Origin of the sequence: Brevibacterium permense (assembly GCF_025506275.1) — a bacterium.
In the GTDB taxonomy this organism is placed as follows: domain Bacteria; phylum Actinomycetota; class Actinomycetes; order Actinomycetales; family Brevibacteriaceae; genus Brevibacterium; species Brevibacterium permense_A.
The window spans coordinates 112125-131845 of the sequence record NZ_QYCP01000094.1; the positions used below are offsets into that span (position 1 = coordinate 112125).

Annotated in this window: 14 protein-coding genes; 6 read left to right on the forward strand and 8 right to left on the reverse strand. The window is 65.8% G+C overall.

Annotated features, from left to right (window positions below; translation table 11 throughout):
* Positions 1-15: 15 nt before the first annotated feature.
* Entirely contained in the window at positions 16-1692 is a 1677-nt protein-coding gene (gene hutH, locus D3I60_RS15725) for a histidine ammonia-lyase (protein ID WP_262777402.1), read from the reverse strand.
* 115 nt (positions 1693-1807) lie between these two features.
* Complete coding sequence (gene hutI / locus D3I60_RS15730) at positions 1808-3079, reverse strand: imidazolonepropionase (RefSeq protein WP_262777404.1); 1272 nt, start codon at positions 3077-3079, stop codon at positions 1808-1810.
* A 280-nt stretch (positions 3080-3359) separates the two neighbouring features.
* Here hutI and D3I60_RS15735 point away from each other — a divergent pair, with 280 nt between their 5' ends.
* A complete protein-coding gene (locus D3I60_RS15735) occupies positions 3360-4250 on the forward strand; it encodes an SDR family oxidoreductase (RefSeq protein WP_262777406.1) in 891 nt (296 codons plus the stop codon).
* 284 nt (positions 4251-4534) lie between these two features.
* Here the strand turns inward: D3I60_RS15735 and hutU are convergent, their stop codons facing one another.
* The 3 genes from hutU to D3I60_RS15750 all read right to left on the reverse strand — a co-directional run bounded on the left by hutU (position 4535) and on the right by D3I60_RS15750 (position 9567).
* A complete protein-coding gene (hutU, locus tag D3I60_RS15740; protein WP_262777407.1) occupies positions 4535-6256 on the reverse strand; it encodes a urocanate hydratase in 1722 nt (573 codons plus the stop codon).
* A 279-nt stretch (positions 6257-6535) separates the two neighbouring features.
* The gene (locus D3I60_RS15745; protein WP_262777409.1) at positions 6536-7747 is read right to left on the reverse strand and encodes a CaiB/BaiF CoA transferase family protein; all 1212 of its coding nucleotides are present in this window, start codon (positions 7745-7747) and stop codon (positions 6536-6538) included.
* Positions 7744-9567 carry an acyl-CoA dehydrogenase family protein gene (locus tag D3I60_RS15750; protein ID WP_262777411.1) on the reverse strand — a complete coding sequence of 608 codons (1824 nt, stop codon included), beginning with the start codon at positions 9565-9567 and terminating at the stop codon, positions 7744-7746. The genes D3I60_RS15745 and D3I60_RS15750 overlap by 4 nt, the downstream gene beginning before the upstream one ends.
* A gap of 89 nt (positions 9568-9656) precedes the next feature.
* Between D3I60_RS15750 and D3I60_RS15755 the strand changes: the two genes are divergently transcribed.
* Together D3I60_RS15755 and D3I60_RS15760 are read left to right on the forward strand one after the other, a co-directional pair.
* Positions 9657-10559 (forward strand): LysR family transcriptional regulator, encoded by a 903-nt coding sequence (locus D3I60_RS15755; protein WP_262777413.1) that lies wholly within the window; start codon positions 9657-9659, stop codon positions 10557-10559.
* A gap of 317 nt (positions 10560-10876) precedes the next feature.
* Positions 10877-12349 (forward strand): MFS transporter, encoded by a 1473-nt coding sequence (locus tag D3I60_RS15760; protein WP_262777415.1) that lies wholly within the window; start codon positions 10877-10879, stop codon positions 12347-12349.
* A 77-nt stretch (positions 12350-12426) separates the two neighbouring features.
* Here the strand turns inward: D3I60_RS15760 and D3I60_RS15765 are convergent, their stop codons facing one another.
* The 3 genes from D3I60_RS15765 to D3I60_RS15775 all read right to left on the reverse strand — a co-directional run bounded on the left by D3I60_RS15765 (position 12427) and on the right by D3I60_RS15775 (position 15807).
* Positions 12427-13617, reverse strand: coding sequence for a Cmx/CmrA family chloramphenicol efflux MFS transporter (locus tag D3I60_RS15765; protein ID WP_262777417.1), 1191 nt, complete (start codon positions 13615-13617; stop codon positions 12427-12429).
* 466 nt (positions 13618-14083) lie between these two features.
* Positions 14084-14866 (reverse strand): CoA-transferase subunit beta, encoded by a 783-nt coding sequence (locus tag D3I60_RS15770; RefSeq protein WP_262777418.1) that lies wholly within the window; start codon positions 14864-14866, stop codon positions 14084-14086.
* A complete protein-coding gene (locus tag D3I60_RS15775) occupies positions 14863-15807 on the reverse strand; it encodes a CoA transferase subunit A (protein ID WP_262777420.1) in 945 nt (314 codons plus the stop codon). Before D3I60_RS15775 ends, D3I60_RS15770 begins: the two co-directional genes overlap by 4 nt.
* A 112-nt stretch (positions 15808-15919) precedes the next feature.
* Between D3I60_RS15775 and D3I60_RS15780 the strand changes: the two genes are divergently transcribed.
* From D3I60_RS15780 to D3I60_RS15790, 3 genes are all read left to right on the forward strand, one after another.
* Positions 15920-16813 (forward strand): LysR family transcriptional regulator, encoded by an 894-nt coding sequence (locus D3I60_RS15780; protein ID WP_262777422.1) that lies wholly within the window; start codon positions 15920-15922, stop codon positions 16811-16813.
* 268 nt (positions 16814-17081) lie between these two features.
* The gene (locus D3I60_RS15785; protein ID WP_262777423.1) at positions 17082-18305 is read left to right on the forward strand and encodes an acetyl-CoA C-acetyltransferase; all 1224 of its coding nucleotides are present in this window, start codon (positions 17082-17084) and stop codon (positions 18303-18305) included.
* A gap of 201 nt (positions 18306-18506) precedes the next feature.
* Positions 18507-19649, forward strand: a complete 1143-nt coding sequence (locus D3I60_RS15790; protein WP_262777424.1) for a CaiB/BaiF CoA transferase family protein — start codon at positions 18507-18509, stop codon at positions 19647-19649.
* Positions 19650-19721: the final 72 nt, after the last annotated feature.

The window sequence follows — 19721 nt, forward strand, 5'->3', positions numbered from 1 at the left end:
GGCCCCTGCCCGGTGTCAGTCCTGGTGGGTGGTGGCCGCTGAGGTGCCCGAAGCCTCGGCGGCGGCTTCGAGGTTACCCAGCGCAGTGAACTCTGGATCGTTGACGGCCGGTCCGCCGTCTTCCGGCTGCCAGGTTCCGGCAGCAGCGGTGACGGTGTGGGTCAGCGGCGCGACCGACTCGGCGGCGGCGACGAGCGAGCCGTCCTTGACCTTCGCGATGGTCTCGGCAAGTTCGGGCGAGAGGAACCGGTCGGGTCCGGGTCCGGGCACAGTCTCACGGATCGCCGCGATCACGGCTCCGGTCACCGGTGCCGGTGCGGCGTCGCGCATATCGCAGGCACGGGAGGCGGCATAGAGTTCGATGCCGACGACGGAGGCGAGGTTGTCGACGACCTTGCGCAGCTTGCGTGCGGCCGACCACCCCATGGACACGTGGTCTTCCTGCATCGCCGAAGACGGGATCGAGTCGACCGAGGCCGGAGTCGCGCCGCGCTTGGCCTCGGAGACCATGGCCGCCTGCGTGTAGTGGGCGATCATCAGGCCGGAGTCGACGCCGGCGTCATCGGCGAGGAATGGAGTGAGGTTCTGGTTACGGGCGACATCCATCATCCGGTCGGTGCGGCGTTCGGACATCGAGGCGACGTCGGCGGCGACGATGGCGAGGAAGTCCAAGGCATGGGCAAGCGGTGCACCGTGGAAGTTGCCGTTCGAGGACACCATTCCATTGGTGAGCACGACGGGGTTGTCGATGGCAGCACGCAGTTCGCGTTCGGCCACACCGGTCGCGAAGGCGACGGCGTCGCGGGCGGCACCGTTGACCTGCGGGGCGCAGCGCATCGAGTACGCGTCCTGGACGAGGTGGGTGGAGTCGCGATGGCTGGCCGTGATGCCGGAGTCGGCCAGCGAGGCGAGCATGTTCGCAGCCGAGGCGGCCTGCCCGTCGTGTGGGCGCAGCGCGTAGTGGAGTTCGGGGGCGAAGACGGCGTCGGTGCCGAAGAGTCCTTCGATGCTCATGGCCGCTGACACGTCGACTGCGGTGAGCAGGTTCTCGAGGTCGGTCAGGGCCATGATGAGCATGCCCAGCATGCCGTCGGTGCCGTTGACGAGCGCGAGGCCTTCCTTCTCGGCCAGGGTGACCGGGGTGATTCCGGCCTTCGCGAGGATCTCGTCGGCGGGCCCAGCCACACCGTCAGGTCCCTCGGCCACGCCTTCGCCCATGACGACGAGGGCGCATGCCGACAGTGGTGCGAGGTCACCGGAGCAGCCGAGTGAGCCGTACTCGTGGACGACCGGGGTGATTCCGGCGTTGAGCAGGTCGACGTAGGTCTGGAGGACTTCGGCGCGGACGCCGGCCCGACCGGTGGCCAGGGTGCGGGCGCGCAGCAGCATGAGGGCGCGCACGACCTCGCGCTCGACGGGTTCGCCGACGCCGGCGGCGTGGGAGCGGATAAGGGATTTCTGCAGCTGGGTACGCAGTTCGGCGGGGATGTGGCGCTGGGCGAGCGCACCGAATCCGGTCGAGACGCCGTAGACGGGCTTCTCCGCCTGAGCGAGGGCATCAATGGCCTCGCGGTACTTGTTCACCCGGGCCAGGGTGGCTTCGGACAGGGAGACCTTCGCGTCGCGACGGGCGACGTCGACCACCTCGGCGAAGGTCAGCGTATCGGGGTCGAGATCGATGAAGGTGGTCATCGTGTGCCTTTCTGTGAGTGCGTCAGTGTGATGTCTGAGTCGTGGATGAAGTTCTCATACGCCGGCGCCGAGGAGGTTCCTCGCCGTCGACGCACTGTGCTCGTGCGTAGGTGGTTCAGTCGCGGGGTCGGTTGTCGACGATGAGCTCACCGCCGGAGTAGACGCGTTCGACCAGCTGTACACCGGGCCGGTAGGCCAGGTGCCTGTAGCTGGGCGCGTCGAGGATGGCCAGGTCGGCGCGGGCCCCCGCTCCGAGGTGTCCGACATCAGTGCGCTGCAGGGCGTTGGCGCCGCCGGCTGTCGCCGCCCACACCGCCTGTTCGACGGTGAAGTGCATGTCCCGGACGCCGATGGCTATGACGAAGGGCATGCTGTTGGAGAAACCGGAGCCGGGGTTGCAGTCGCTGGCGATCGACAGCGATACTCCCGCATCGACGTAGCGGCGGGCGTCGGGGTAGGGCTGGCGGGTGGAGAATTCGATGCTCGGCAGCAGGGTGACGACGGTGCCCGTCTCGGCGAGGACGGCGAGGTCCTCATCGGAGGCGAAGGTGGCATGGTCGACGGACACGCAGCCGAGTTCCGCACCGAGCTTGAGCGCCCCGCCCTCGGTGAGCTGATTGGCGTGCAGCCGCGGTTTCATGCCGACGGCCTTGCCGGCTTCGATGATCCGCCGAGTTTGGACCTCGGTGAAGGCACCGGTTTCGCAGAACACGTCGATCCACTTCGCCTTGCCTTCGGCCGCCGGGATGATCGCGTCGATGACGAGGTCGACATAGCGTTCCGGCTCGTCTTTGAACTCCGGCGGGACGACGTGCGCGGCGATGAGCGTCGATTCCTCGGTGTGCCGGTTGATGATGTCGAGGGCCTGGATCTCGTCGGGGACGGTCAGCCCGTAGCCGGACTTGATCTCGAACGTCGTCGTTCCCTGCCGCTTCGCCTGCTCGAGCAGGTGGACGAGGTTGGCCTCGAGTTCGGATTCCGTGGCGGCGCGAGTGGCGGCCACGGTGGTGGCGATGCCCCCGGCCGAGTATTTCTGACCGGCCATCCGGGCCGCGAATTCCTCGGACCGATCGCCGGCGAAGATGAGGTGGTTGTGGCTGTCGACGAAGCCGGGGATGACGGCTTTGCCGCCGAGGTCGATCGTTTCGAGTCCGCTGAGGTCATTCGCCGAGGTGACTTCCCCGTTAGCGATGTCGTCGTCGTTCAGCTTCGATCCAGCCCACTCGCCGAGGCGGTTCGATACCGCGGTGTCCGCCTCAGCGGACGGACCCGACCAGATGATCCGACCGTCGTCGATGAGCAGCGCGGCATCGGTGATGACGCCCAGCTCGCCGAGGGTGTCGAGGTCGTTGACGACGAGTTCGCTGATGCCGGTGATGAGCTGCATGGCGAGTCGGACCTTTCCGATCGAGAATGAGTCCCTCTCAGTATGGACCGCTCGCTGGCGGGGCAGAACCTCTCCCGCAGATATTCGTCCGATATTTCGGACACAGTGCGATCCGGTGCTCACGACTCGGATGGCTTGCGCAGCGGCTTCGGCGGTCACCCGGCGGATCGGCCCACCGGTGCCGATCGCTGACTCCGCGGTCTGGGCACGCAGGCGACCGACGGGTAGCCTAGCGTCCTACCCACCTCGATCATCGAACCACGGACGAAGGAGACGGACGATGAGCAATGACAGCATCCTCGGCGAGGGAGAATCCGGACGCTCCCTGGCCGGTCGGACGATTCTCATGAGCGGCGGCAGCCGTGGCATCGGCCTGGCGATTGCTCTGCGCGCGGCCGAGGAGGGAGCGAATGTCGCGCTGCTGGCGAAGACCGCGGAACCGCATCCGAAACTCGAAGGCACGATCTACACGGCGGCCGAGCAGATTGAAGCGGCCGGCGGCAAGGCACTGCCGATCATCGGCGACGTCCGCGACGACGACTCCGTATCGGACGCCGTTGCGAAGACGGTCGAGGCGTTCGGGGGTGTCGACATCGTCGTCAACAATGCCAGCGCCATCGACCTGTCCCCAGTCGAGGACCTGCCGATGAAGAAGTTCGACCTCATGAACTCGATCAACGCACGTGGTTCCTACCTTCTGGCCAAAACGGCCCTGCCGCACCTCCAAACCTCGGACGCCGCGCATGTGCTCACGCTCTCGCCGCCACTCAATCTCAACCCGGCGTGGGCAGGCAGGCACTTGGGCTACACGATGGCGAAGTATGGGATGTCGCTGGTCACGCTCGGATTGGCCGAGGAGCAGCGCGTGGCCGGAGTCGCGGCGAACAGCCTGTGGCCACGGACGACGATCGCGACGGCCGCTGTGAACAACCTCCTCGGCGGCGAACAGCTCATGGCGCGCAGCCGCAAGCCCGAGATCATGGCCGAGGCGGCATGGGTGATCCTCACCAGCGACCCCCGCGAGGTCACCGGCAATTTCTTCATCGACGATGATGTGCTGCGCGGCGCCGGCGTCACGGACTTCTCGATCTACGCCCACGATCCGTCGCGAGTCGGTTCCATCGGCCATGGCCCCGATGACCTCGAACTCGACCTCTTCCTCGACGAGTAGCGCGGGGCGCGGTCGCTCGACGCGCCAGCGCCGACGGCCACTCCCGATCGGCAACCGCCCGCGGCACGGAAAAAGTCGAGCAGCACTGTTTCAAAACTGTGCTGCTCGACTTCTTTCGAGCTATATAACAGTTGCACGGCGAATTCCACGTTCGGTACACCGTGCTCTGAAATACCCACCGAGGAACGTGAGCAATTCAGAACAGCGTGTACCAAAGTGCCCGCTTCAGCCGCGACCGCGCCCGTCGACGCAGCGCCCGTGTGCGCAGCTGCGCCGCAGACTGCTTACTGTGCGGCGGATTCCTCGTCGCGCTTGTCGAGCTCGGGGATCATCGGCACGCGCTGACCGCGCCCCTCAGCCACCTCGGAGGCGCGCTCATAACCGGCATCGACGTGGCGGATGACGCCCATGCCCGGATCGTTCGTGAGCAAGCGTGCCAGTTTCTGAGCGGCCAGCTCGGTGCCGTCGGCCACGGAGACCTGTCCGGCGTGGATGGAACGGCCGATGCCGACGCCGCCGCCGTGATGGATCGACACCCAGGTCGCACCCGAGGAGGTGTTGACCAGGGCGTTGAGCAGCGGCCAGTCGGCCACGGCGTCGGTGCCGTCGAGCATCGATTCGGTCTCACGGTAGGGGCTGGCCACCGATCCGGAGTCGAGGTGGTCGCGACCGATGACGATCGGGGCCGAGATCTTGCCTTCGGCGACGAGCTGGTTGAACAGCAGACCGGCCTGGTGGCGTTCCTTGTAACCGAGCCAGCAGATGCGTGCCGGCAGGCCTTCGAACTCGACGTATTCGTTGGCGGCGTCGAGCCAGGTGTGGAGGTGTTCGTTCTCGGGGAAGAGCTCCTTGAGAGCCTGGTCGGTGACCTCGATGTCCTTCGGGTCGCCGGACAGCGCGACCCAGCGGAAGGGTCCGAGGCCTTCGCAGAAGAGGGGACGGATATAGGCGGGGACGAAACCGGGGAATTCGAAGGCACGGTCATAACCGGCCTTGCGGGCTTCATCGCGGATCGAGTTGCCGTAATCGAAGACCTCGGCGCCGCGGTCCTGGAATTCGACCATGGCCTTCACATGCTTGGCCATGGACTCCTCGGCGCGGATTGTGAACTTCTCGGCATCCTGCTCGGCCTCTTCGTGCCAGTCGTCGACGCTCACGCCCACCGGCAGGTAGGACAGCGGGTCATGGGCCGAGGTCTGGTCGGTGACGATGTCGACTTCGACAGCTTCGGGGCGGTCGAGGATGAGCGGGAGGATCTCGGCGGCGTTGCCGACGAGTCCGACGGACAGGGCCTGCTTGTTCTTCTTCGCTTCGATGACCTTGTTCAGTGCGATGTCGAGGTCGGTTTCGACCTCGTCAAGGTAGCGCTTGCCCATGCGGCGGTCGAGGCGGGTCTTGTCGACGTCGATGATGAGGCAGGCGCCGCCGTTGAGGGTCACGGACAGCGGCTGGGCTCCGCCCATTCCGCCGCAGCCGGCGGTGATGGTCAGGGTGCCGGCCAGCGTGCCGTCGAAGCGCTTGCGGGCGATGGCGCCGAAGGTCTCGTAGGTGCCCTGCAGAATGCCCTGGGTGGCGATGTAGATCCAGGAGCCGGCGGTCATCTGGCCGTACATCATCAGACCTTCGGCCTCGAGTTCGCGGAAGTGCTCCCAATTGGCCCAGTCCCCGACGAGGTTGGAGTTCGCGATGAGCACGCGCGGGGCCCATTCGTGGGTGCGCATGACTCCGACAGGCTTGCCCGACTGGATGAGCAGGGTCTCGTCGTCCTCGAGGTCGTCGAGGGTGCGCACGATCGCATCGTAGGCTTCCCAGGAGCGGGCGGCGCGGCCGGTGCCGCCGTAGACGACGAGGTCTTCGGGGCGTTCGGCGACCTCGGGGTCGAGGTTGTTCATGAGCATGCGCTTGGGCGCTTCGGTCTGCCACGACTTCGCGGTGATCTCGGTTCCGCGATCGGCGCGGATGACGCGGGACGGATCGTGCTGGGTGAACGACGGCTTGGTGGTCATGGGATTCTCCTTGTCGCTGTGTCCGACGAGGCGGATGCTTGGCTGCCGCTTCGCCGTCGCGCCGAGGTGTGGGCTCCCCTGCGCTGTCGGCTCTGACTACACCATCCATTCTGACGACTGGAGCAGAATGCGGAAGTGGCCCAGCTCAAGTTCCGTCCGACATTTCGGACACTAGCGGAATCGGCTACGTCCAGCCGTTCCCCCGAACGCACAGAGCACTGGCCGTCTCGCAAACCATCCGCCCAGACCTCCCCGACGAAGCATCCGCAGCAGTTGTGCTCAGGCCCGCACCGGATCTTCTGCCACCGGATTCCCGGCCTCCGCGAGCGGCTGTCCGTTGACCTCCGCGCCATACTGGCCTTCGCCATCTTCCGCGCCGGCAACCTCCGCCACCGGCTGCACCGGTGAGATCCGATAGCAGGCTGGAGTCCGGGCGAGCTTGATCGGCGAGGCCACTCCGCGGTAGCCGTCACCCATCTCAACGACCATCTCGCGGTGCGCGGTATGCGGGTGCTCGACCACTTCGGCGGCGTCGAGGATCGGACCGGCGGGCACGCCGATGGCCATGAGCTCCTCGGACAGCTTCTCTGCCGACGTCGAAACCATCAGCGCTTCGAGCTCGGTCCGCAGCGCATCCCTATTGCCCAGACGTGCGGCATTGTCGACGAACCGCGGGTCCTCGGCGAGCCCAGGAGCGCCGAGGTGGTCGACGAGCCTGGCGAACTGTCCGTCGTTTCCGGCGGTGATGAAGACCTGCCCGACCCCGGTCGCGAACGCCGAATACGGAGCGATGTTCGGATGGTCGTTGCCGGACAACTTCGGCACGACTCCACCGCCGAAGAAGTTCGGCAGGTGCGGATGCATGACGGAGATCCCACAGTCGAAGAGCGTTGTCTCGACCCGCTGACCGCGCCCGCTGGTCACCCGCTCCTGCAGGGCCATGAGCACGCCGATGGCCGCGTTGAGCCCTGTGACCATGTCGACGGCGGGCATGCCGATGCGCATCGGCCCGGTCGCCTCATCTCCGTTGACCGACATCAGGCCCGACATCGCCTGGATGATCGCATCGTATCCGGGCCGTCCGCCCAGCGGTCCGTCGTCACCGAAGCCGGTGATGGACGCGTGTACGAGGTGCGGGAAGCGGCGCGGAATGTCCGACACCGGGTCGAGCCCCCACTTTGCCAGGGTCCCGGTCTTGAAATTCTCCACGAGCACGTCGGCGCCGGCCAGCAGCCCGTGCAGCGCCTCCTGTCCTTCCTCCGTGCGCAGGTCGATGGTCATCATCCGCTTGTTCCGGTTGATCCCGGCGAAGTAGCTCGACACCTCGGGCGCCACGAACGGCGGCCCCCAGTTGCGCGTATCATCGCCGGACGGCGGTTCGACCTTGATGACCTCGGCACCGTGATCGGCCAGGATCTGCGTGCAATAGGGCCCGCCGAGGATGCGCGAGAGATCGACGACCGTGATCCCGGCCAGTGCTCCCGCGCTCACAGTCCGCCCTCGCCATTGCCCACAGCACCGGGGTCGGCAGAATGATCGGAGCCTCCCTCGCCGAGGATGTCCTCGACAGCCGCGAACGCTTCGTCCCGGCCCATGCCGACACCGTCGATGAGGGCATCGAGGACCGCGTCGTCTTCGACGACGGGGACGAGCGGGTTCTGCGGCATCAGCTTGTGACGCAGCACCAGGGCGGCAAGGACGATGCGCGACCAGTCGCCGCGGCTGCCTCCGATCCGCGCACCTTCCGAGGCCATGATGGACGCGCACACAAGGTTGTAGGTCGCGGTCGCGAGCTGTCGCACACGCGCCTGCTCAACGCCTTCGGGAGTGGATTCGAGCGCGTGCAGCAGCGTCGAACTCAACGACTGGATCTGGCTGCGGAACGCGGTCGGGAGGTCGGCCGCCTCGGCGATGAGCGTCTCCAGGTGGAGGAACAGCGGCCCCAGCGTTCCTGCCCGGTGGGCGGCGCGGATGACGTCGAGGGCGACGATGTTCGAGGTGCCCTCCCAGATGGATCCGAGCTGGGAGTCGCGGAAGACGCGGGCGTCACCGTACTCCTCGATATAGCCGACACCGCCGCGGATCTCCATCGCATCCGCGGTGACCTTGCGGGCGTCGCGAGTGGCGCGGAACTTGATGAGCGGGGTGAGGATGCGCAGCACCGAGGCGGCTTCGGCGTCACCGGCATCGGCGCGGGCGAAGACGTCCGCCGTGTGCAGGGAGATCGACAGCGCCTGTTCCGTGGTCGTCATGATCTTCGCGAGCTGCCGACGTTGCAGGGGCAGCTTGCTCAACGTCGAACCGAAGGCTTCGCGATTGCGGCAGATGTACTTCGACTCCCCGAAGGCCCGGCGCATGAGGCCCGCCGCGCGCACGGCGTTCGACAGGCGGGAGGAGTTGACCATATCGGCCATCTGCACGAATCCGCGTCCGATGTCGCCGACGAGGTAGGCCGTCGCCCCTTGCAGGCTCATCTCACCGCTGGGCATCGACCGGGTGCCGAGCTTGTCCTTGAGACGGACGATGCGCATGGAGTTCGGCGAACCGTCTTCGAGGGTACGAGGCAGGAGGAAGAGCCCGATCCCCTTGATTCCAGGCTTCGCTCCCTCCGGTCGGGCGAGGACCATGGCGAGTTCGGCGTCAGCGTTCGAGCAGAACCACTTCTCACCGGTCAGCGCCCAGGTGCCGTCACCGTTGTCGACGGCCGTGGTCGTCGCTCGGCCGACATCGGAGCCGGCGTCCTGTTCGGTCATGAACATCGCGCCCTGAGTCAGGGTGTCGACATCGGTGCTGGTCAGCCCGTCGATGAAGCGGTCGACGAGTTCGGGTGAACCGTACTTGCGCAGAGTGCGGGTGAGCGAGTCGGTCATGTTCACCGGGCAGAGCAGTCCGAACTCCGCCTGCGTGAACAGGTAGACGAAAACGTACTTGACGATCGGAGGCATCGGTTCGTCCCAGCCGAGGACGCCGGGCCGATGGCTCATCGCAGCAAGACCGAGTTCGCCGAAGGCGACTTCCTGCAAGCGACGGTAGGCCGGATGGATCTCGATCGACTGCTGATCGGCCCCGCTGCGGGTGCGGTGCTGGAGAACCGGAGGATTGACGTCGGCGTCGCGGGCGAGGTCATCGAGCTCTCCGCCGAGGCGGGGCCCGAGATCTTCGAACACCGGCCGCAGGTGCTCAAGCAGCTTCTCATCGAGGTAGAGCGGCAGCAGGTCCTCAAGTGACTTGTCGTCGGCGAATCGGTCGATGCCGTAGCTGTCGGGCACAGGGGTCATGGCCGTGTCGGGCGACGAAGCAGTCTCACGCAAGATAATCTCCTTTGATGGTTTCTTCGACCGTATGCCCGCGAATCTGCGGCTGACAAAGACATTTCTCTTATCCCTGATAATCTTCGGTTATGGCCGAACCGAGTCTCAAGCGCCTCCAGTACTTCATCGCCTTGGCAGAGCACGGAAAGTTCCAGCTCGCCGCCGACGCAGTGAACATCTCGCAGCCGGCGCTGAGTGCCGAACTCAAGAGACTCGAGGACTTCGTCGGCAAACCGCTTTTCCACCGCAGTCCCGTGACGAAGCTGACCGCCGCCGGAGAGGCGCTGCTGCCCTATGCGAAGTCCGCCGTCGGAGCCGCCCACCGATTCAACGAATACGCGGCGGCCGTGAACACGGGGGCGCCGACGTCGATCACGATCGGCACCGTCGCGACGTTCCTCCATCGCGGTCTGCCGCAGACGATCACGGACTTCTCCGCCGCACACCCGGACATCCTCGTCACCACCGAGGAGGCCACCTCGGCGGCGCAGTCGGACATGCTGCTCGGCCACGACATCGACATCGCCTGCGGACACATGCCCCTGCAGCATCCCGGCGTCGTGTGCACTCCGGCTGCCCGGGAGTCGTTCTGGCTGTGCGCTCCGGGGGGCTCACCGATCACCTCCATCGCCGAGGCGGTCGATTCTCCGTTCGTCATCTTCCGCAAGAGCGCTTCCCCGATCTACCACGACACCGTCGTGGGCATCTGCCGCACGCACGGCTTCGAACCGCAGATCCACCATCGGACGGCCAGTTGGTCGGCCGCCGTCGAGATGGTCGCCCACGGGCTCGGCGTCTCCCTCGTTCCCTCACCCGTGGCCCGCAGCTACCACGGTGACGAGCGACTGACCTTCACGCGGGTCGGCACTCGCCCGAATGCCCCGCAGGCGTGGATCACCGTCCGCCGGGAGGATCAGTCGACGCTCATCGGCGATCTCGCCCTCGACCTCGTCATCGCCTCGGAGTCACTCGTCGACCCGGTCGCCGACTGAGGAACCGCGCCCCACCGCACGGGTGTCCGCAGCCGCCTCGGCGAACACGATTTCACACTCTGATACCCAGTCTGACAATAATGACTTACCGAGTAGTCGAGCCTGGTATCAGCAGAAATTCTCCCCTCCCGCTCTACGGGCCGGTAGGCCGCAGAGAATAAGGGAACTCAGCCACAGCATCATTTTGCGTTATGAGGGTATAACCAAAAAGTGTTTGCGCGGCCCACAAGGGCAACTTACGGTGAACGAGCACCTATGCCACGTCAGGGACGCCTGGCATCGGTCGGCGCAATGACGCTCCACCTGAGAGGAATCGCATGTCTGATTCGGTCAACACCGCGAAACGTGCCCGCAAAGCCGGAATCGCATCATTCATCGGAACCACCATCGAGTGGTACGACTTCTACATCTACGGCACCGCCTCGGCCCTGGTCTTCGGGCATGTCTTCTTCCCCGACACCCTGCCTGCCGGCGTCGGCACGCTGCTCTCCTTCGTCACACTGTGGGCGGGCTTTCTCGCTCGTCCGCTCGGCGGCATCATCTTCGGTCACTTCGGTGACAAGTACGGCCGGAAGAAGACCCTCGTCGTCACGCTCGTGCTGATGGGCGCGGCATCGTTCCTCGTCGGACTGCTGCCCGGATATGCGACCATCGGCATCGCCGCTCCGATCATCCTCACCTGCCTGCGCATCCTGCAGGGCATCGCGGTCGGCGGCGAATGGGGCGGATCGGTGCTCATCGCCAGTGAGAACGCCCCGAAGGGCAAGGGAGTCCTCTACTCGGCCTTCGCCCAGCAGGGATCACCGGCAGGAAATCTCATCTCCTCGGGCATGTTCTTCCTCCTCGCGCTCCTGCCGACCCCGCAGTTCCTCCTCTACGGCTGGAGGATCGCGTTCCTCGCCTCGATCTTCCTCATCGTCATCGGCCTCGTCATCCGCCTCAAGCTCGAAGAGCCCGAGAACATGAAGGTCGTGAAGAAGAAGGACGCTGTCGCCAAGGTTCCCGCCTTCGAAGCGATCAGGAAGCACTGGGTGCTCATCCTCCTCGGTGCCGGTGCGCTGCCGCTCATCCAGGTCACCTACCTCAAGACGACGTTCGCCACGGCCTGGGCCACGGACACCGCTCACCCCTGGGCGTACAGCTCGTCGACCTTCCTCGCCGTCGTCACGCTCGCCCTCGTCGTGCAGTTCATCGTCCAGCCCTTCGGCGCGATCATCCTCGACCGGGTCAAGGACATGCGCAAGGCGATCTTCTGGATCATCCTGCCGGAGTTCGTCCTCATGCCGCTCATGTTCTTCGCGATCGAGCTGGGCCATCCCGGGATCGCGCTGGCAGCCATGGCCGCCGCGACCGTTCCGCACTCTCTGTTCTACGCCGGCATCGGCGGAATCATCGCCCGGGCGTTCCCCACGCGAGTCCGGTACACGGGAATCTCGCTTGCCTACCAGCTGTGCTCGATGACCGTGGGAGGCGGCACCGCTGCGGCAGCACAATGGATGTACACGAGCTCGGGATCCATCATTCCGGTGGCGATCCTCAGCGCCGGCTACGCACTCGTCTCCCTCGTCTGCACGCTCATCCTGCTCAACAAGACCGGCTGGACGGCCAGCGAGAACTCGAAGGCCGAAGCCGCCGACGAGGCGGAGTTCGCCGCAGCTCTCGCCGCCGAGAAGGCCGAGCGCGACGCCGACTCGAAGAGCGCGCCTGGCGCGACCGGCTCCGCGCCGGCCGCCGACGCCACACGCGCGGGCTCCGAACCTGCACCGGCGCGCGCTCCCGTCGCTCCCTGAGGGTCCAGCCTCTGCGCCTCGACAACAATGCGGCCCCGGGTCCACCACGGACTCGGGGCCGCATCGCTTTGCGGGGCCTACTGGGCATAAGAGGTCAGGACGCTGTCGACGGGTGCAATCAGCCGAAGAAGCGGAACCGCGACCAGCAGTGCCGTTGTGGTCGCGATGACGGCCACCCAAACCGGTCCGAGCGCACCCGGCCAATCGCTGAGTGCGACTGCGGCAAGTAGGGGACCGACGGCTGCGCCCAGGTTGAGTGCCGCAGTCGCATACGACCCAGCCATCGTGGGAGCACCCGACGCCGCATAAAGCACTCGAGTGATCAGCGTGCTCCCAACAGCGAACCCCAACACACCCAGAGCGAATACGAGACCGAGCAGAGCAACGGGGTTCGTCGCGAATATTGCCAACGAGATCCACCCGAGCACAAGAACGCTTCCACCGCCCACTATGACGATTCGGGGTCGGGAGTCTGAGAACCGTCCTGCAACTGTGACACCGATGAAAGAACCAACGCCGAAGAGTACAAGAGCCACCGACACCCACCACTGGCTCAGGCCAGCGGTATGAGTAACGATCGGCGCTAGGAAAGTCAGCGTGGAAAAGATTCCGGCATTCACCAGGGCAGCGAGCAACATTGTCAAGACGAGGCGCGGGGAGGCAAGCTGCGAAAGCTCCGCTCGAAGCGAAGCCGAGGACGACTCCACCTTTGATGAGGCGACAGACTGAGTAGTGAAGCCCGCGGCAATGCCGATTGCTGCGGGAACGCAGAGAAGAGCGATCGCCCAGAACGCCGACTGCCAACCGAGTGCCGCCCCAAGCAGAGCACCCGCGGGGACGCCGGCGACGGTTGCGACGGTGGTCCCCGCCAACAGAATCGCCACGGCCCGACCTTTGGCGTCGGGTGCCACGAGTTTCGTCGCTGCGACCAGCGCGACAGCCAAGAAGCCTGCATTGACGACCGCGGCGATCACGCGCGTAATGAACAGAACAGTGAAGTCCGGCGTGCGTGCTCCGACCGCATGGGACAGCGCGAACACGACCACGCAGCCCAAGAGTGTCGCTTTCACTGGGAGGCGGCGAGTGAGCGCAGCCATCACAGGTGCACCGATCACCATCCCTACGGCGAACGCCGATGTCAGGAGACCAGCGATCCCCACGGAAACGCCGAAATCGGTCGAGATGTCGGGCACGAGGCCCGCAAGCATGAATTCGGAAGTGCCCATGGCGAAGACCACCAGGGCAAGAAGATAGAGAACGAAAGGCATCGAGTTAGCTCCGAAGCGAGAGTACGAACTAGAGAACGTCTCGTCACCACGGTCAGCACCCAAAGAAACACCCGAAGACCGAGCTGCGTGCAACACTGGGCAGCAGCGTCAGTGGCTCAGCGAAGGTGAGGGGCTGACGGCGTGACCGACAGCCCCTGAGTGTCTGATTCAGGGCTCGACATACGACTCATCGTACCCGTCTGCTCCGCAGCTCCCAACAAGCGTCAACATCTTCATGGCCAGCAACGTTTCGGTACTGTCTTCTCTGAACTGCTCAAGTTCCTCGGTGAGCAATTCAGAGAAAGGTGTGCCGATTCGTGCCTGACACCGCGGTGGGCACAGCAACCGCCGCGCGCTGCTCGCTGCTCGTGGTTCGGCACGGCACCCCGCTTCCGGCGCCCCACTGCCGCCGAAAACTGCCGACCAACGTCTGCCCGCACCCGGCAGCCGGCACCCTGCCCCCGACTCAGCGCAGGTAGAGGCGGACCGTGTCGATCTCGTCGCGGAGCAGGCGCACTTCTTCGGCCGTCGGCGCCTGGGTCTGCGTGACATCCTCGGCGACGGCGAGGTCCCAGCCGGTCGCTTCCTGCACCTGCTCGACGGTCACTCCCGGGTGGACCTCGGTGAGTTCGAGCTCGCCGAGGCGCTCACGCCGCCGCAGTATCCCCAGCGGGGTGATGACGGTGGAGACGCCGAATCCGCGCGGTTGGATGAAGTCCGGGTGTTCGGCCGCGCGCACGGGCGATGCCGAGGTGACGAAGTCGAGTTCGGCGGGGAAGGCCGCCGGATCATGGCGGCGGAGGACGACGAAGACCTCCCCGGCGCCCGCCATGATGTCGGCGGCGCCGCCCGAACCGGGCAGACGCACTTTCGGAGAATCCCAGTCGCCGATGACTGTCGTGTTGAGCGAACCGTACCGGTCGACCTGAGCCGCACCGAGGAATCCGACATCGACGTTCCCACCTTGGAGAACGTAGCCGAAGAGGGCATGCATATTGACGACCGCCTCAGCGCCGGAGACGACGACGGAGTCCGCGATGCCTTCGGCCATCGATTCGGGGTGCGCGCCGGCTACCCCGGATTCGTAGATGAGCTGGATGTTCGGATTGACCGTGCGGTGGGCGAGGTCGACAGCCAGCGTGGGCAGTCCGACACCGGCGAAGACGGTGCGGCTGCGGGCGAGCATCTTCGCAGCTGCGCAGACGATGAGTTCGGTTTCGGTGAAGTCCTTCGCCGAGGCGGTGCTCACTTCAGGTTCCCTTCGCTCGCTTGCGTACGGCGTCCGTAATCGACCACGCCCGAAGGGCGCGGATCCACGAGCAGATCGCGGAGGCGATGGTGACCGATCGATTCGAGGTATTCGGCGTGGTTGCGGGTGCCGCGTACGTGGATGTCGAGCCACTCCTGCAGCTTCGCCGGATCCTTCGAGATCGGGGTCCATTCGCGATAGAAGGCATTGTCGCGGTCGTAGGAACCCTGCACATAGGACGGGTGCGCGCCGGTTCGCACTTCGCACACCGCGTCGACGGCATGGGCAGGAATGAGAGTGCGATTCGGGTCGGAGCGGACGACCTCGTCGTCGACGATCTCCTCGACGGTGACGATAACGTGCGTCGCCGCGTAGACGGCTTCCTGCTGGGTGCCGGTGATGCCCCAGATCTGGACGTTGCCGTGACGGTCGGCGCGCTGGGCGTGGATGATCGTGACATCGGGGTTGAGGGGCGGCACGACGTACGTCCTCTTGCCCGAGTACGGGTCGACGACGGAGCGGATGTCCGGGTTGCTGCCGGGGATGTCGGAGCCGACGAACGAGGCGATCGGAGCAAACGGCAGCCCGGCGGCCCCGGCGTGATAGCGCAGGGTCATCGCGTGGTGTGAGTACTCTTCGACCGCGAGCGGCCGCGGGTCAGCCGATTCGATGCGGCGCCGCACTTCGTAGAGGCTGCCTGCCGAACCGGAGGCGAAGAAGGAGCAGACGAGACGATCGACGCAGTCGGCGGCGATCATCATATCGCTGAGCAGATCGGGGGTGAGCCGGCAGAAGGTGAGTCCGGAGATTCCCCGCCGGATGATCTCGTGTCCGGCGGCGAACGGGATAAGGTGGGAGAACCCCTCGAGCGCCACCGTGGCCCCTTCCTCGACGTAGCGTTCGATGGCCTCAGGCAGACTGACGACTGTGTCACTGTGCATGGTTCGCAGGCTATAGCAATTACCGAAATACGCAAAATATCTCTGTGATTATTGCGTATTCATGCAATAATTAGCGCATTCGTCCAGCGGCCACCTGACACAGGAGAACATTATGGAGCTGCAGCAGATCCGCGCCTTCGTCGCCGTCGCCGAGGAACTCCACTTCGGCCGCGCCGCCGAACGCCTCGGCATGGCCCAGCCTCCGCTGAGCCGCACCATCCGTTCCCTGGAGACCGAGCTCGGCGCCTCACTGTTCCAGCGCACCACCCGCTCGGTCAGCCTCTCCCCCGCAGGCGAGGCCCTGCTCGAACCGGCCAAGCACATGCTCGCCACCCAGCAGGCCGCCGTCGAGTCCGTCCACCGCTCCTCCAGCGGCGAGGTCGGCCGCGTCCGCTTCGGCTACTCGCACCCCTCCTCCCGGGACCTCGCCGCAACCCTCGTGGCGGCCTCACACGAGCGCAATCCGGGCATCACCTTCCACCTCGAATCCACTGTCTACGCCGACGAAGGCCTCGAGAGGATCATGGACGGCACTCTCGACCTCGCACTGGTCCGCTGGCGTCGACGGCCTCCGCTCATCGCGGGTCGCCCAGTGGCGATCGAGCGCCCATGTGTCGCCATGCCGAGTTCACATCGCCTGGCGAATCGGAAGAAGATCGACGTCGCAGAGCTCGCCGATGAGCCTTTCGTCCTCCTGCCCGCACGGCCGAATTCGAACCTGCGCGAGACCGCCATGCGCCTGTGCCTCGATGCCGGGTTCAGCCCGCGCACGGTCCAGGAGGCCCCCGATTCGCAGTCGATCTCGGCGCTCGTGGCCGCAGGAATGGGCGTGACGATCACGTTCGACTCCGTGGCCGCGGGCTACGACTCGCGAATCACCGCGGTGCCGCTCGATCTCCCGAACGAAGCCACCCAACTTCACCTCGCATATCGCCTCGATCAGCAGGACGCGGCCCTGAGCACGGTCCTCGATGTCGCCGAGGAGGTCCTGCCGACAGTCCGCTGAGCTCGGCCGGTCTCACCGCCGTTCACAGAGCCTCCGCGGCCGTCGCCCACGCGACCGACCCCACCATCGTTCGCCGCGCACGCGTCCGCCGGCCATCTGATGCGCGTCCGGATGCCCATTCATTGAGACGACCTCTTGTCTCCGGCGATCTATTCGGATATGTTCATAAATCAGAATGTATTGATATCAGCTTCGGTAGTGATATCGAAGGGATCGATGCCCCACCGCCGCGGCAGGACGGCTCGATCACAACCCTAAGGGAGACTCTGTGTCCGAAGACATCGTCATCTGCGAACCTCTCCGCTCCCCCGTGGGCGGATTCGGCGGACAGTTCAAGAACGTTCCGCATGAGGAGCTCGGCCGACAGGTCCTCACAGCGCTGCTGGAGAAGACCAACCTGCCGGGCGAGGCCATTGAGGATGTCGTCCTCGGCAACTGCTATCCGCACATGGAGACGCCCGCGATCGGACGCGTCGTCGCCCTCAATGCGGGACTGCCGATCACCGTTCCCGGCCGCCAGGTCGACCGTCGCTGCGGCTCCGGCCTGCAGGCGATCGCCGACGCTCACGCGATGGTCTCAGCCGGCTTCGCCGACCTCGTCGTTGCCGGCGGCGTCGAATCGATGAGCCGCGCTCCGTTCTTCAACGAGGAGATCCGCTGGGGCGTCAAGGGCGGCAACATCGAGCTCAAGGACGGCCTCGTCCGCGGCCGTCTCACTGCCGGCGGCAACGATTACCCGGTACCCGGCGGAATGATCGAAACCGCGGAGAACCTGCGTCGGGAGTACAGGATCTCGCGGGAGGACCAGGACGCCTACGCCGTGGAATCGCATCGTCGGGCCGCCTCGGCGACGGAAGAAGGGAAGTTCGCCGACGAGATCGTGCCGATCACGCTGCCTGCCACCAGGAAGACCCCCGAACAGGTCATCACGACCGACGAGCACATCCGCCCCGGATCGACGGTCGAGAAGCTCGCGAAGCTCAAGCCGATGCTCGGGAAGTCCGACGATGAGGCCACGGTGACCGCTGGCAATGCCTCCGGACAGAACGATGGCGCTGCTCTGTGCATCGTCACCACCGCGTCCAAGGCCGCTGAACTCGGCCTGCGGGTCTTCGCCCGCATGCGCAGCTGGGCGGTGGCCGGAGTGCCGCCGAAGACCATGGGCATCGGTCCGGTCCCGGCGACCGCGAAGGCACTGCAGCGTGCGGGTCTCGAACTCGGCGATATCGACCTCATCGAACTCAACGAGGCATTCGCGGCGCAGGTGCTCGCCTGCACGACCGAATGGAAGCTGTCCGAATCCGACTTCGCCGAGCGTCTCAACGTCAACGGCTCGGGCATCTCACTCGGTCACCCGGTCGGCGCGACCGGTGGGCGCATCCTCGCCACCCTGCTGCGCGAGATGGATCGTCGCGAATCGCGCTACGGCCTCGAGACCATGTGCATCGGCGGCGGTCAGGGCATGGCAGCCGTCTTCGAGCGCGTCGCCTGACAGGACGGCCTCGCCTGCGGCCCACAGATCACCGCAGGCCGAGTGAAGGGCCGTCTGCGTCTGTCGCGGACGGCCCTTCACACCGACTCAACCCACCCCAGGAACGGACCGCCCGTCAGCGCTCGGTATAGTCCGACTCCTCGGACGAAATCCGGGGAGACTCCGTTGTCTTCGCCCAGGTCAGCGCCGAGGATGAGGATCATGAACGCAACGAAGCAGCTGCTGACCGGGGTTCGGGTCGCCGATTTCTCCCGAGTCCTCGCCGGTCCCTACGCCACGGCGATGCTCGCCGATCAGGGTGCCGAGGTCATCAAGATCGAGATGCCCGGCCACGGCGACGATTCCCGACATCTCGGACCCTTCACCGAGTCCGGGTCGACTTACTTCACCGGACTCAACCGCGGAAAGCGCTCGATCGAGGCGGATCTCAAGGACCCGGAAGACCACGCTCGCCTGTTCGATCTCATCAAGACCTGCGATGTCGTCGTCGAGAACTTCCGCCCGGGCGTCGCCGCGAAGCTCGGCCTGTCCTATGAGGACCTCAGGGCCGTCAAGCCCGATATCGTCTACGCGTCGATCTCCGGCTTCGGACAGCACGGTGCCCAAGCCAAACGCCCCGCCTATGACACCGTCATCCAGGCCCTGAGCGGGCTCATGGCCTCGACCGGCTTCCCCGACGGCTCCCCCACCCGGGTCGGAGAATCCATCGCCGACGTGTCCGCCGGAGTCTTCGCCGCCTTCGGCATCTCCTCGGCGCTCTTCCACCGCCAGAGCACCGGCGAAGGCGCCCATATCGACATTCCGATGCTCGACGTCATGCTCGCAATGCAGCCGACGAACGCCTCCCTTCACTCCGCCGGATCCGCCCCCACCCGGGTCGGCAATCGCCACCCCGTATCGGCACCGTTCGACACCTATCGCGCCGCCGACGGACTCCTCGTCATCGCCGTCGCCAACGACCGCCTCTTCGGCACACTCGCCCAGACCCTCGACAAGCCGGAGCTGGCAACCGATCCGCGCTTCGCCACCGATGCTCATCGGTCGGACAACGACGAGGCCCTGCGCATCGAGATCGAAGAATTCACCACCGGGCGCACCGTGACCGAACTGTGCGAGATCTTCGATGCAGCCGGAATCCCGAATTCTCCCGTCCTCGATTTCGCCGAGGCGCTCACCGGCCCCATCGGCTCTGATCGCGATCTCACTGCCACCGACCCCCGGTCCGGGCACGCCTTCCTCGGCCACCCGCTCCTCGTCGACGGCGCCCGCCCCGCGTCCGCACTTCCGGCACCCCGCCTCGGCGAACACAACGCCGACTTCGCCCCACCCACCGACGCACCCTGACCTCGCCGAGGCGGTCGCCTCCGCACGGATTCCCGACCCTTCGGATCTGGTCCCGTAACCCGACGCCATCGA

Bases quoted from the DNA above. Each gene is read 5' to 3' on its own strand.
- hutH (WP_262777402.1), bottom strand. From the start codon at position 1,692: ATGACCACCTTCATCGATCTCGACCCCGATACGCTGACCTTCGCCGAG.
- hutI (WP_262777404.1), bottom strand. From the start codon at position 3,079: ATGCAGCTCATCACCGGCATCAGCGAACTCGTCGTCAACGACCTCGAC.
- D3I60_RS15735 (WP_262777406.1), top strand. From the start codon at position 3,360: ATGAGCAATGACAGCATCCTCGGCGAGGGAGAATCCGGACGCTCCCTG.
- hutU (WP_262777407.1), bottom strand. From the start codon at position 6,256: ATGACCACCAAGCCGTCGTTCACCCAGCACGATCCGTCCCGCGTCATC.
- D3I60_RS15755 (WP_262777413.1), top strand. From the start codon at position 9,657: ATGGCCGAACCGAGTCTCAAGCGCCTCCAGTACTTCATCGCCTTGGCA.
- D3I60_RS15760 (WP_262777415.1), top strand. From the start codon at position 10,877: ATGTCTGATTCGGTCAACACCGCGAAACGTGCCCGCAAAGCCGGAATC.
- D3I60_RS15765 (WP_262777417.1), bottom strand. From the start codon at position 13,617: ATGCCTTTCGTTCTCTATCTTCTTGCCCTGGTGGTCTTCGCCATGGGC.
- D3I60_RS15775 (WP_262777420.1), bottom strand. From the start codon at position 15,807: ATGCACAGTGACACAGTCGTCAGTCTGCCTGAGGCCATCGAACGCTAC.
- D3I60_RS15780 (WP_262777422.1), top strand. From the start codon at position 15,920: ATGGAGCTGCAGCAGATCCGCGCCTTCGTCGCCGTCGCCGAGGAACTC.
- D3I60_RS15790 (WP_262777424.1), top strand. From the start codon at position 18,507: ATGAACGCAACGAAGCAGCTGCTGACCGGGGTTCGGGTCGCCGATTTC.